At 71.0% G+C, this 12,734-nt stretch carries 14 protein-coding genes; 9 read left to right on the forward strand and 5 right to left on the reverse strand.

Going from position 1 to position 12,734, the window contains the following annotated elements; genetic code table 11:
• Nucleotides 1-48: 48 nt before the first annotated feature.
• Together OQ789_RS05965 and OQ789_RS05970 are read right to left on the reverse strand one after the other, a co-directional pair.
• Entirely contained in the window at nt 49-966 is a 918-nt protein-coding gene (locus tag OQ789_RS05965; protein ID WP_324684156.1) for a 2-dehydropantoate 2-reductase, read from the reverse strand.
• Nucleotides 963-2,150 (reverse strand): enolase C-terminal domain-like protein, encoded by a 1,188-nt coding sequence (locus OQ789_RS05970; RefSeq protein ID WP_324684158.1) that lies wholly within the window; start codon nt 2,148-2,150, stop codon nt 963-965. The genes OQ789_RS05965 and OQ789_RS05970 overlap by 4 nt, the downstream gene beginning before the upstream one ends.
• A 116-nt stretch (nt 2,151-2,266) precedes the next feature.
• On the opposite strand from OQ789_RS05970, the gene OQ789_RS05975 reads away from it, so the two are divergent.
• The 8 genes from OQ789_RS05975 (at nt 2,267) to OQ789_RS06010 (ending at nt 10,154) form a co-directional block, all read left to right on the forward strand.
• Nucleotides 2,267-2,608: a hypothetical protein gene (locus tag OQ789_RS05975; RefSeq protein WP_324684159.1), complete on the forward strand. Its 342-nt coding sequence runs from the start codon at nt 2,267-2,269 to the stop codon at nt 2,606-2,608.
• A gap of 69 nt (nt 2,609-2,677) precedes the next feature.
• Nucleotides 2,678-4,018, forward strand: a complete 1,341-nt coding sequence (hemL, locus tag OQ789_RS05980) for a glutamate-1-semialdehyde 2,1-aminomutase (RefSeq protein WP_324684161.1) — start codon at nt 2,678-2,680, stop codon at nt 4,016-4,018.
• Nucleotides 4,018-4,626 carry a histidine phosphatase family protein gene (locus OQ789_RS05985; protein WP_324684163.1) on the forward strand — a complete coding sequence of 203 codons (609 nt, stop codon included), beginning with the start codon at nt 4,018-4,020 and terminating at the stop codon, nt 4,624-4,626. Before hemL ends, OQ789_RS05985 begins: the two co-directional genes overlap by 1 nt.
• Nucleotides 4,627-4,696: 70 nt before the next feature.
• Entirely contained in the window at nt 4,697-5,284 is a 588-nt protein-coding gene (locus OQ789_RS05990; protein WP_324684255.1) for a TlpA disulfide reductase family protein, read from the forward strand.
• Nucleotides 5,281-6,060, forward strand: coding sequence for a cytochrome c biogenesis CcdA family protein (locus OQ789_RS05995; RefSeq protein WP_324684164.1), 780 nt, complete (start codon nt 5,281-5,283; stop codon nt 6,058-6,060). Before OQ789_RS05990 ends, OQ789_RS05995 begins: the two co-directional genes overlap by 4 nt.
• 47 nt (nt 6,061-6,107) lie before the next feature.
• Nucleotides 6,108-7,739 (forward strand): cytochrome c biogenesis protein ResB, encoded by a 1,632-nt coding sequence (locus OQ789_RS06000; protein WP_324684257.1) that lies wholly within the window; start codon nt 6,108-6,110, stop codon nt 7,737-7,739.
• Nucleotides 7,736-8,719 carry a c-type cytochrome biogenesis protein CcsB gene (gene ccsB, locus OQ789_RS06005; RefSeq protein ID WP_324684166.1) on the forward strand — a complete coding sequence of 328 codons (984 nt, stop codon included), beginning with the start codon at nt 7,736-7,738 and terminating at the stop codon, nt 8,717-8,719. The genes OQ789_RS06000 and ccsB overlap by 4 nt, the downstream gene beginning before the upstream one ends.
• Nucleotides 8,720-8,783: 64 nt before the next feature.
• Nucleotides 8,784-10,154: a MinD/ParA family protein gene (locus tag OQ789_RS06010; RefSeq protein WP_324684167.1), complete on the forward strand. Its 1,371-nt coding sequence runs from the start codon at nt 8,784-8,786 to the stop codon at nt 10,152-10,154.
• Nucleotides 10,155-10,190: 36 nt separating this feature from the next.
• On the opposite strand, the gene OQ789_RS06015 is transcribed toward OQ789_RS06010, so the two are convergent.
• Nucleotides 10,191-10,352, reverse strand: coding sequence for a hypothetical protein (locus tag OQ789_RS06015; RefSeq protein WP_324684169.1), 162 nt, complete (start codon nt 10,350-10,352; stop codon nt 10,191-10,193).
• Nucleotides 10,353-10,398: 46 nt separating this feature from the next.
• Between OQ789_RS06015 and OQ789_RS06020 the strand changes: the two genes are divergently transcribed.
• Complete coding sequence (locus OQ789_RS06020; RefSeq protein WP_420716045.1) at nt 10,399-10,788, forward strand: DUF4229 domain-containing protein; 390 nt, start codon at nt 10,399-10,401, stop codon at nt 10,786-10,788.
• On the opposite strand, the gene OQ789_RS06025 is transcribed toward OQ789_RS06020, so the two are convergent.
• A complete protein-coding gene (locus tag OQ789_RS06025) occupies nt 10,785-11,792 on the reverse strand; it encodes a beta-ketoacyl-ACP synthase III (protein ID WP_324684171.1) in 1,008 nt (335 codons plus the stop codon). The two genes, OQ789_RS06020 and OQ789_RS06025, sit on opposite strands and share 4 nt — an antisense overlap.
• Nucleotides 11,793-11,856: 64 nt before the next feature.
• Nucleotides 11,857-12,729: a 1,4-dihydroxy-2-naphthoate polyprenyltransferase gene (locus OQ789_RS06030; RefSeq protein WP_324684172.1), complete on the reverse strand. Its 873-nt coding sequence runs from the start codon at nt 12,727-12,729 to the stop codon at nt 11,857-11,859.
• Nucleotides 12,730-12,734 lie beyond the last annotated feature (5 nt).

Genomic DNA, 12,734 nt, shown 5'->3' on the forward strand with positions numbered 1-12,734 from the left:
CCTATCGCGGCGTACGCCGGGGCCGTATGCCCTTCTGGTTGCGCCCAGTCAGTGCCAGTGCCTTTCGATCGACTTGACCAGCGCGGTCAGGGTCGAGTTGACCGGCGCCGCGACGCCGACCCGGGCGCCCTGGCGCGGGACCGCGCCGTTGATGACGTCGATCTCGCTGACGCGGTGCGCCTCGTGGTCCAGCAGCGCCGACGGCTTGGCGTCGGGCATCTGCGCGCCGAAGGCACGAACGTGTTCGACCGGATCGTTGACGGCGACCGCGATGCCCGACGCCCGCGCGACCGTCCACGCCTCCGTCGCCGCAGCCCGGCTGACCGGCCCCATCTCCGGGTCGTCCAGCACCTGGCCGACGGTCAAGCCGGTCAGCGCGCACGGCGCGCTGTAGGCGACATTGCAGATGAGCTTCTCCCACTGCATGGCGGCGATGTCGGTGACCGCCGCCGCGTCGAATCCGGCGTCGGCCCACGCCCGCGCGATCGCCTCGACCTCGGCGAGCGGCAGCGACGAGTAGGCGCCGAACCGCATCGCTTTCATCGCGTTGTGCCGGACATGCCCGGGAGCCACGGTCGCCGCGCCGAACCCGCTGGCGATGCCGACCGCGAGGCGGCCGTCGCCGACGATGCCGGCCACGGTATCGGCCGATCCCAGGCCGTTCTGGATGGTCAACACCGGCGTGGCCGGACCCAGCATCGGGAGAGATTGTCGCGCACCGTCTTTCACGTCGTCCGCCTTGACTGCGAGCACGATCAGGTCCATCGGCTCGGCCGGCGCGGCGGTGCTCGCCCGCAGCGGCACCACCTGGTCGTAGTCCGGGCCGGTGACGCGCAGCCCGTGTTCGGCGATCTGATCGATGCCGGCCCGGTAGCGGTCGATCGCCAGCACGTCGTTACCCGCGGCGGCCAATCTGGCCGCATAGATGGAGCCCATGGCACCGCAACCGATTACGGCGATCTTCATCCGCACATCCTCCCGTCGGTCAGCTCGGCGATCAGTTCGGCCAGGCCGGCCTTCTGCTCGAGCCCGAAGCCCGCGGCGTCGCTCGGCGAGATGCGGCCCCCCACCGGAGCGCAGGCGTCGGGATATCCGCCGAACGGACCGAACACCCCGGGGTAGGCCTCACATCCGCCCAGGCCCAGCCCGGCAGCCACGTGCAGGTTGATCAGATGGCCGCCGTGCGGGAACGCGAAACGGCGATCAAAGCCGTGCGCCGCCATCACGTCGAGCATCCGGATGTACTCGGTCAGCCCGTAACTCAGGCCCGGATCCATTTGGAAGACATCATGATCGGGCCGCATGCCGCCGTAGCGAACCAGGTTGGTCACGTCGGGCACCGAGAAGAGGTTTTCCCCGGTGGCCACCGCGCCGTCATGGCACCGCGTCACCGCCCGGTGCAGCGCATAATCCAGGGGATCGCCCGGCTCCTCGTACCAGCGCAGGCCGTAGGGGGCCAACGCGGCCGCCCAGCGGATGGCCTCGTCCCGGTCGAACCGGCCGTTCGCGTCGACCGCGACCCGTCCCGGCGCCCCGACCACGTCGACGACGGCCTCGATCCGTGCGAGGTCCGCACCGAGGGCGCCGCCCCCGATCTTCATCTTGACCGCCTCATAGCCCGCGTCGAGGTATCCGCGCATCTCCGCGCGCAGCCCCTCGACCCCGCCGTCGGCGTAGTAGTAGCCGCCGGCTGCGTACACCGGCACCGACGCTGCGGGCTCTCGTCCGGCGTGGCGGGCGATGGTCACGCAGGCCGGCTCGTCGCGCAGTTTGGCGTTCAGGTCCCAGCAGGCAAGTTCCAGCGCAGCCGCGGCGGCCGCCCGATCGCCGTGCCCGCCGGGCTTCTCGTCGGTGAGCGCACACGCCAAGACCGCCGCGGGATCGAGGTATCCCGACTGATCGAGCAGCGCGTCGGGGGATGCGGCCAGCACTCGCGGGATCATCCGGTCGCGCAGGATGCCGCTCTGCGCGAACCGGCCGATCGAATCGAAGGCCGCGCCCACCACCGGACGTCCGTGCCGGATCACATCGCTGATGACCGCCACCAGCGACACCGTGTGGTGCGAGAAGTCGACCATCGCGTTGGCGGGGCCGCCGTTGCGGCCGCTATCGAGGCCGACCGCCCGCTCGACGATCGCCGTGATCCGCATCACCCGGCGGTCGGGACGTCCGCGTGGGTGCCTGCGAGTCGCATATCGCTATCCAACTCGCAGACGCCGGTCGAGGACAACCGGCAAACTGCGCCCGACGGGTCTACTGTCTTGTCATGGGCGACAAAGCGGGCAAAGAGGCGGCCACCCGCGCCGAGGAGTTGCTGCGCCGGGGGCGCGAACTTGCCGACCGCAAGCCCGTCACCGCGGCCGACGCTCGGCGCGCCAGCGAGCGCGCCGAGCACGCCCACGCCCGCGACCAGGATGCCCGCGACCGGGAGCTGCAGCGCCAGTACGAAGCCGCCGCCGCCCACGAGCGGGCCGCCGAAGTCCACGAGCTCGCGGTCAAAGAGGGGCTCGGTGACGTCGCCGCCCATCGACGCGCCGCGGAGAAGGAGCGGGAATCGGCCCGTCGCGACTACCAGAAGGCGCAGGAAGCCGACCGGCAACAGGCCTGACCCGCTGACCGGCCGGTTCTGCTACACCCTGTAGTGGAATGGCCCGCGCGGGCTGGGACACTAGTCGTCATGGGAAGCAGTGATCAGGCGATCGCGCTCGCCACCGGAGCCAGGGCGGCGTCGGCCCGGCTGTTCGAGGATGCCTGCGCCGTCATTCCCGGCGGCGTGAACTCTCCGGTCCGCGCGTTCAGCGCCGTGGGGGGGACGCCGCCGTTCATCACCGGGGCGCACGGGTGCGAGCTGACCGACGCCGACGGCAACCGCTACGTGGACCTGGTGTGCTCGTGGGGCCCGATGATCCTGGGTCACGCGCACCCCGCCGTCGTCGAGGCCGTCGCCACGGCCGCCGCGTCGGGTTTGTCGTTCGGGGCGCCGACGCCTGCCGAGAGCGAGCTGGCCGCCGAGATGATCGGGCGGGTGGCGCCGGTCGAGCGCATCCGGTTGGTCAACTCCGGCACCGAGGCGACCATGAGCGCGGTGCGGTTGGCCCGCGGCTTCACCGGCCGGCCCAAGGTGGTCAAGTTCTCCGGCTGCTACCACGGCCACGTCGACGCGCTGCTTGCCGACGCGGGCTCCGGGGTGGCGACTCTGGGCCTGCCGTCCTCGCCGGGAGTCACCGGCGCGACGGCCGCCGACACGATCGTGTTGCCCTACAACGACATCGACGCCGTGCGAGAGGCCTTCGCCCGGTTCGGCGAACAGATCGCGGCGGTGATCACCGAGGCCAGCCCCGGCAACATGGGTGTGGTCCCGCCCGCGCCCGGCTACAACGCGGCCTTGCGCGCGATCACCGCCGAGCACGGCGCGCTGCTGATCGTCGACGAGGTGATGACGGGCTTCAGGGTGAGCCGAAGCGGTTGGTACGGAATCGATCCCGTCGAGGCCGACCTGTTCACCTTCGGCAAGGTGATGAGTGGCGGCCTGCCGGCCGCCGCGTTCGGCGGCCGGGCCCAGGTGATGGAACGGCTGGCCCCACTGGGCCCGGTGTATCAGGCCGGCACGCTCTCGGGTAACCCGGTGGCGATGGCCGCCGGGCTGGCCACCCTGCGCAATGCCGACGCCGCCGCCTACGCCGCGCTGGACGCCAACGCCGATCGCCTGGCCGCACTGTTCTCCGAGTCACTCACCAATGCCGGTGTGGCACACCAGATTCCGCGAGCGGGAAACATGCTCAGCTTGTTCTTCTCCGAAAAGCCGGTGACGGACTTCGCGTCCGCGCGGGCCACCCAGACCTGGCGCTACCCGCCGTTCTTCCATGCGCTGCTGGACGCGGGCGTGTACCCGCCGTGCAGCGCGTTCGAGGCGTGGTTCGTCTCAACCGCGTTGGACGACAACGCATTCGACCGGATCGCCGCCGCCCTGCCCGCCGCGGCCCGGGCCGCCGCCGACGCCGAGGAGGGCAAGTCCTGATGGCCGAGCGCACCCGGGTGCACGTCGTGCGCCACGGCGAGGTGTACAACCCGACCGGCATCCTCTACGGCCGGCTGCCCGGATTTCACCTCTCCGACAACGGCCGCGCACAAGCGGCCGCCGTGGCCGAAGCGCTGGCCGGCCGCGACGTCGTCGCGGTGATCGCCTCGCCGTTGCAGCGGGCCCAGGAAACCGCCGCACCGATCGCCGCCGCGCACAAACTGGCCGTGGACACCGACCCGGATCTGATCGAATCGGCCAACTTCTTCGAGGGCAAGCCGATGGGCCCGGGCGACGGCGCCTGGCGCGACCCGCGGTTCTGGTGGCAGCTGCGCAACCCCTTCCGGCCGTCCTGGGGTGAACCGTACGTCCAGATCGCGGCCCGGATGCAGACGGCGGCGGACAAGGCCCGCGCCCGCGCCGCCGGCCACGAGGTGGTGTGCGTCAGCCACCAGTTGCCGGTGTGGACGCTGCGGCTGCACGTGACCGGCCGGCGGCTGTGGCACAACCCCCGCCGCCGCGAATGCGGGCTCGCGTCGGTGACGACACTGGTCTACGACGGCGACAGGCTGCTCGACGTCGAGTACAGCGAACCGGCGGCGCGTTGATCACGCGCCGACGACGATGCAGAGCGCAGCGATGAGGAGGAGTGGCGCTTTGCCCACGCGCCGACGGGCGATGGCCGGGGCGGTGCTGATGGCGCTGCTCCCCGCTGTGCTCGTCGGCTGCTCCTCGGGGCGCGACGCCGTCGCCCAGGGCGGCACCTTCGAATTCGTCTCGCCCGGCGGCAAGACCGACATCTACTACGACCCGCCGTCCAGCCGCGGCCGCCCCGGCCCGCTGGCCGGGCCCGACCTGACCGACGCCGCGCACACGCTGTCGCTGGACGATCCGATCTTCGCGGGCCGGGTGGTGGTCATCAACGTCTGGGGGCAGTGGTGCGGGCCGTGCCGGGCCGAGGTCACCCAGCTGCAGCGGGTATACGACGCCACCCGCGACGCCGGGGTGTCCTTCCTGGGCATCGACGTCCGGGACAACAACCGGCAGGCCGCGCTGGACTTCGTCAACGACCGCCAGGTGACCTACCCGTCCATCTACGACCCGGCGATGCGCACGCTGATCGCGTTCGGCGGCAAGTACCCCACCACCGTGATCCCGTCCACGCTGGTCCTGGACCGCCAGCACCGCGTCGCGGCGGTCTTCCTACGAGAACTGCTGGGGACCGACCTGCAGCCCGTGGTGCAGCGGTTGGCGCGAGAACAGTGACCGGATTCACCCAGATCGCCGCCGCCGGACCGCTTCTGGTGGCCCTCGGCGTCTGCCTGCTGGCAGGCCTGGTGTCGTTCGCCTCGCCGTGCGTGGTGCCGCTGGTGCCCGGCTATCTGTCGTACCTGGCCGCGGTCGTCGGCGTGGACGAACAACCGCCGAACGGGGAGATCGCGGCGCCGCCGGGCGCCCGCTGGCGCGTCGCAGGATCCGCGGCCTTGTTCGTCGCCGGGTTCACCACCGTGTTCGTGCTGGGCACCGTCGCCGTCCTGGGCATGACGACCACACTGATCAGCAACCAACTGCTGCTGCAACGGGCCGGGGGAGTGCTGACCATCGTCATGGGGCTGGTGTTCGTCGGCCTCATCCCGGCCCTGCAGGGCCAGGCCCGGTTCAGCCCACGCCGGCTCACCACGGTCGTCGGGGCGCCGGTGCTGGGCGCGGTGTTCGCCCTGGGCTGGACGCCGTGCCTGGGCCCGACGCTGGCCGGCGTGATCACCGTCGCCTCGGCCACCGACGGTGCCAGCGTGGCGCGCGGGATCGTGTTGGTGATCGCCTACTGCCTGGGCCTGGGCGTCCCGTTCGTGCTGCTGGCATTCGGCTCGGCGGGCGCGGTGGGGGGCCTGGCCTGGCTGCGCCGCCACACCCGGGCCATTCAGATCTTCGGCGGCGTCCTGCTCATCACGGTCGGCGCGCTGCTGGTCACCGGGGTGTGGAACGACTTCATCGCGTGGCTGCGCGACGCGTTCGTCTCCGACGTGAGGTTGCCGATTTGAGGCAGGTACTCGCTTGGGCACGCAACACCTGGCGCGCGCTGACCTCGATGGGCACCGCGCTGGTACTGCTGTTTCTGCTCGCGCTCGGCGCGATACCGGGGGCGCTGCTGCCGCAGCGCAGCCTCAACGCCGGCAAGGTCGACGACTACCTGAAGGCCCACCCGGTGATCGGGCCGTGGCTGGACCGGTTGCAGGCGTTCAACGTGTTCTCCAGCTTCTGGTTCACCGCCGTCTATGTGCTGCTGTTCGTGTCGCTGGTCGGCTGCCTCACCCCGCGGATGATCGAGCACGTCCGCAGCCTGCGGTCCACCCCGGTGGCCGCGCCGCGCAACCTTGCCCGGTTGCCCAAGCACGCCAGTTACCAGGTCGAGGCGGACGCGGACGAACTCAACGCCCTGGCGAACACGCTGGCTCGACGGCTGCGCGGGTGGCGCACCGCCATCCGCCATCAGGACGGCGCCGAACCCGGCGCTGCCGACGTCGTCGAGATCTCCGCCGAGAAGGGCTACCTGCGCGAGTTCGGCAACATCGTCTTCCACTTCTCACTACTCGGACTGCTGGTCGCGGTGGCCGTCGGCAAGCTGTTCGGCTACGAGGGCAACGTCATCGTCATCGCCGACGGGGGCCCCGGCTTCTGTTCGGCGTCACCGGCCGCGTTCGACTCGTTCCGGGCAGGCAACACCGTCGACGGCACCTCGCTGCACCCGATGTGCATCCGGGTCGACGACTTCGCCGCGCACTACCTGCCGTCCGGGCAGGCCACGTCGTTCGCCGCGGACATCGACTACCAGTCCGGGCGGGACCTGACGGCGAACACCTGGCGGCACTACCGGCTGGAGGTCAATCACCCGCTGCGGCTCGGCGGTGACCGGGTCTACCTGCAGGGACACGGCTACGCGCCGACCTTCAGCGTCACCTTCCCGGACGGGCAGATCCGCACGGCGACCGTGCAGTGGCGGCCCGACAACCCGCAGACCCTGCTCTCGTCCGGCGTGGTCCGCATCGATCCGCCCGCCGGCAGCTACCCCAGCGCCGCGCAGCGCCGCGACCACCAGATCGCCATCCAGGGCCTGCTGGCCCCGACCGAGCAGCTCGACGGCGCGCTGTTGTCCTCGCGCTTCCCGGCGCTGGACGCCCCGGCGGTCGCCGTCGACATCTACCGGGGCGACACCGGGCTGGACACCGGGCGGCCGCAGTCGCTGTTCACCCTGGATCCCCGCCTGATCGAGCAGCACCGGCTGACCAGGGAGAAGCGGGTCAACCTGCGGGCGGGCCAGTCGGTCCGGATCGACCAGGGGCCGGCGGCGGGCACCGTGATCCGCTTCGACGGCGCCGTCCCGTTCGTCAACCTGCAGGTCTCGCACGATCCCGGCCAGACCTGGGTGCTCGTCTTCGCCATCACGATGATGGGCGGCCTGGTGGTCTCGTTGCTGGTGCGGCGTCGCCGGGTGTGGGTCCGTCTGGCGCCCGGCGCCGGCGGGTCGCCCGGTACGGTGAACGTCGAACTGGGCGGCCTCGCGCGCACCGACAACTCCGGTTGGGGCGACGAGTTCGAGCGGCTGTCCCAGCGGCTGGTCCTCGGCGAACCCGGCGCCGCCGGCCAAGCGACACCCACCGCGTCGCGCGGCGACGCGACACCCGCAGCGTCCAAGAGGAGTTCTGAGGTGGACGTCAAATGAACACGGTGCACGTCAACATCGAGCTGGCTCGCTATTCCGACTGGGCGTTCACGTCGGCGGTGGTGGCGCTGGTCATCGCGCTGCTCCTGCTGGCCTTCGAGCTGGCCTACGCGGGGTCGCGCCGCGCGGATGAGCGCGCCCGGGTGCCGGCGGGTGCCGTGAGCGCCGACTCCGTTGCCCCCGGCGTGGTGGACGAGGCGGCCGGACGCCCGATCGACGAGCGGGTCGGCCGCGCCGGGCTGTCCGTGGCGTACCTGGGCACCGGGTTGCTGCTGGCCTGCCTGGTGCTGCGCGGCCTGGCGACCCTGCGGGTGCCGTGGGGCAACATGTACGAATTCATCAACCTGACCTGCCTGTGCGGCCTGGTCGCCGGGGCGATCGTGCTGCGCCGCCCGCAATACCGCCCGCTGTGGGTGTTCCTGCTGCTGCCGGTGCTGATCCTGCTCACGGTTTCGGGGCGCTGGCTCTACACCAACGCCGCGCCGGTGATGCCCGCCCTGCAGTCCTACTGGCTGCCCATCCACGTGTCGGTGGTCAGCCTGGGGTCGGGGGTGTTCCTGGTCGCCGGCATCGCCAGCATCCTGTTTCTGTTGCGCACCTCGTCGCTGGCAGACCCCGACCGCGCCGAGCACAGCGCGCTCAGCCGGCTGGTGCAGCGGTTCCCCGATGCGCAGACGCTGGATCGCATCGCCTATCGCACGACGATCTTCGCTTTTCCGGTGTTCGGTTTCGGCGTGATTTTCGGCGCCATCTGGGCCGAGGAAGCCTGGGGCCGGTATTGGGGCTGGGATCCCAAAGAAACTGTGTCTTTTGTCGCCTGGGTGATTTACGCCGCGTATCTGCACGCCAGGTCGACGGCGGGATGGCGGGACAGGAGAGCCGCCTGGATCAACGTCGCCGGGTTTGTGGCCATGGTCTTCAACTTGTTCTTCGTTAACCTGGTCACCGTGGGCCTGCATTCTTATGCGGGCGTCGGGTAGACAGGGCAACGACCGCCCCGAATAACGCACGACACGGGAAATACGCGCAACAAAGGGGAGTGCAGTGACCGAGCATCCAACGGCGGGCGTGGGAGTGCCCGACCAACCGACGACGCAGATACCGCCGCAGGCAGCGTCGGTGGCGGACCCGCAGGAGGGCGTCGACCGGCCGACCGGAACGGCCGGCCCGGGTGGCTCGGCGGGTTCAGGTGGCTCGGCGGGTGCGGGCGGCTCGGTTGGCTCAGGTGGGGACGCCCCGACCCGAGCTTTCGCCGGCTTCCGCACCGAACGCCGCGTTCCCCAACCCGAGGGCCAGCATGCGGCGCCCCCCACCGCGCCCAGGCCGGGTGCAATGCCGCCCTGGGACTCCACGCCGGTGACCGGCATCCCGCGCGTCGACCCGACGGCGTACGGCGCCTACTACGCGGGTCCGGACGCGCCGCCCGCCCAGCCGCCCGCGCCCCCGCAGCGTCCCCAGCACCTGCCCCACACGCCGTACCCGGAACTGTCGACCGGCATGTTGCTGCGGCCGGTCGCCCCACCGCCCTCCGATGGGTGGCGGCTGCTGCTGTTCAAGCTGTCCGGCGGGCTGATCAACCTGGGCGAGAGCCCACGGGCCGCCAAGTACAACAACCTCGTCGCCCAGGTGAACCGGCCGCTGCGGGGTTCCTACCGGGTGGCCTTCCTGTCGTTGAAGGGCGGCGTCGGCAAGACCACGATCGCCGCGACGCTGGGCGCGACCTTCGCCTCCATCCGCGGTGACCGCGTGGTGGCGGTGGACGCCAACCCCGACCGCGGCACGCTGAGCCAGAAGATCCCGCTGGAGACGGCCGCGACGGTGCGCCAGCTGTTGCACGACGCCGGAACCATCGAGCGCTACAGCGATGTACGCCGCTACACGTCCAAGGGTCCGAGCGGCCTGGAGGTGCTGGCGTCCGAAACGGATCCCGGCATGTCAGAAGCGTTCAGCGCCAACGATTACGCGCGGATCCTGGACATCCTGGAACGGTTCTACGGCCTGGTGCTCACCGACTGCGGGCCCGGGCTGCTGCACTCGGTGATGAACTCGGTGCTGGACAAGTCCGACGCCCTCATCGTGGTCAGCTCGGCGTCCATCGACGGCGCGCGCAGCGCCTCGGCGACGCTGGACTGGCTGGACGCCCATGGCCACGAAGACCTGGTCCGCAATTCCATTGCCGTCATCAACGGGGTGAAGCCACGCGCGGGCAAGGTCGACATGAACAAGGTGATCGAGCACTTCTCTCGGCGCTGCCGGGCGGTGCAGCTGGTGCCGTTCGACCCGCACCTGGAAGAGGGCGCCGAGATCGACCTGGACCGGTTGCGGCGCCCGACGCGGGTGGCGCTCACCGAGTTGGCCGCCATCGTCGCCGACGGGTTCCCCGGCGACCAGCACAACCCGGGAGTGCTGGGCTAGCGACCGGCAGGCGGCCGCCGTCGATCTAACGCTGATCTAACGCGGGTTGTTGTCGCCGTGGCCCAACCGCCGCAAGAACTCTGGATCGTCGTCGGGCCCGATGACGCGCGTCTTCGGCCGGTGAGTCTGTGACCGCGCCGCACGCCAGCCGACGTAGACCAGCGTCCCCAGAATCATGACGAGCAGCAGGTAGAGCACGCAACACCTCCTTGGGGCGAATATACCCGCGTCGTAGGCTCTGCCTGTGTCACACGAAGCCGACGACGAAAGCTCCGGGAGCTCCGAGAACCACCCTGTGAGCGAGGACACCGCCCAACGCGGCAAGAACCGCGTCGCCGGCCCCGTGGCGGCGTACATGGCGGCGCGGGTGCTGCTGGCGGTCGTGCTCACCGGCGTGATCTACGGTGTCGCGCGTTTGGCGGGCATCACACAGTTCCCGATCGTGGTGGCCGTGCTGTTCGCCCTCATCATCGCGATGCCGCTGGGCATCTGGGTGTTCGCCCCGCTGCGCCTGCGGGCCACCGCCGCGCTCGCGATTGCCGGGGAACGACGCCGCCGCGAGCGTGAACTGCTGCAGGCCCGGCTGGACGGGGAGGCCCCGCCCGACGAGGGTGGCGAATCCGGGCGCGGTTAGCCGTGCGGTAGCCGCACCACCTGTACGGCATAGCTCAGGCCGGCGCCGTAGCCGAGGAGCAGGGCCAAGTCGCCTGCCTTGGCCGCGCCGGTCGCCAGCAGCTCGGCCATCGCCAGGGGGATCGACGCCGCCGAGGTGTTCCCCGTGTGCTCGATGTCGTTGGCCACCACCGCATCCGGACGCAGCTCGAGGCTCTTGACCAGCACCTCGTTGATCCGGCTGTTGGCCTGGTGCGGCAGAAACACGTCGATCTCCTCGGGCCGGACGCCCGCCGCGTCCATGGCCTGCCGGCCGACTTTGCCCATCTCGAACGCCGCCCACCGAAACACCGCGCTGCCTTCGAGGCGCAGGTATGGGCGCTCGCCCGTCGGGTTCTCGGTGTAGTCGATCCAGTCGATGTCCTGGCGGATGGCGGTGGCCTGTGCGCCGTCGCTACCCCAGATGGTGGGGCCGATGCCCTGCTCCGGCGTCTCGCCCACCACCACTCCGGCGGCACCGTCGGCGAAGATGAAGCAGTTGCTCCGGTCCCGCATGTCCACCGTGGGCGACAGCTTCTCCGAACCCAGCACCAGCACCTTGGCTGCCGTCCCGGCACGGACCATGTCGGCCGCCACGGCCAGCGCGTAGCCGAAGCCGGCGCACCCGGCCGAGATGTCGAAAGCGGGCACGCCGGTGGCGCCCACCTCCGTCGCGACCGCGGGCGCGCACGCGGGGGTCTGTAAGAAATGCGTGCTGGTGGCGACGATGACGCAGTCGATGTCGGACGGCTCGAGGCCGGCCTTGGCGATCGCCTCCCGCCCGGCCGCGACGGCCATGGAGCCCGCCGACTCGTCGCGCCGGGCGAACCGGCGGGTCTTGATTCCGGTTCGTGAGTAGATCCACTCGTCGGACGAGTCGATGTTCCGGCAGATCTCGTCGTTGGTGACCACCCGCTCGGGCCGGTACGACCCCACGCTGAGCAAGCCGACGTTGGTGGGCCCGCTGGTCGCGGCAATCTGCTTCATCGCGGTCCTTCGCTATCGCCCCAGCAAACGCAAAAGTACCCCACCGACAGCCTCGCCCGAACGCTCAGGTCGCCAGCGCCAGCGCCGCGGCCACCGCGATCGCCCACACCACCATCGCCAACCCGGTATCGCGCAGCACCGGGATCAGCTCCGGGCCGCCGCGGCCGGATCGCACCGGGGCCGCCGCGCGCAGGGCCAGCGGCGTCGCCACCAACCCGACGGCGCACCACGGTGTCGCCAGCATGAGCACCAGGGTCAGCATCCCGGCCGTCGCCAGCAGCGCCTGGTACAGGATGCGGGTGCGGGCATCGCCCAGCCGCACCGCCAGGGTGATCTTTCCCGACCGCGCATCCGTCGGGATGTCGCGCAGGTTGTTGGCCACCAGCACCGAGGAGGACAACGCCCCGACCGACACCGCCAGCACGACGCCCACCCAGTCCACCCGCAGCGCCTGGGTGTACTGGGTGCCCAGCACGGCGACGAGCCCGAAAAACAGGAACACCGCGATCTCGCCAAAACCGGCGTAGCCGTAAGGTTTCGACCCGCCGGTGTACAGCCACGCGCCGGCGATGCATGCCGCTCCGACCGCGATCAACCACGGCGCGCTGAACAGTGCCAGCGCAACCCCGGCGAGGGCCCCGACGGTGAGGCTGGCGACCGCGGCGGCCAGCACCGCCCGCGGCGCCGCCAGCCGCGAGCCGACCAGGCGCACCGGTCCGGCCCGGTCGTCATCGGTGCCCCGGATGCCGTCGGAGTAGTCGTTGGCGTAGTTGACGCCGACGGTCAGCGCGAGCGCGACGGCCAGCGCCAGCAGCGCCCTCCACCACACCGCGGAGTGCAGCCACGCCGCCGCGCCGGTTCCGGCGACAACCGGCGCCACCGCGTTGGGCAACGTCCGCGGCCGCGCGCCGGAAATCCACTGTCCCAGATTGGCCACACGAA

Origin of the sequence: Mycobacterium sp. 94-17 (assembly GCF_035617725.1) — a bacterium.
GTDB lineage: Bacteria > Actinomycetota > Actinomycetes > Mycobacteriales > Mycobacteriaceae > Mycobacterium.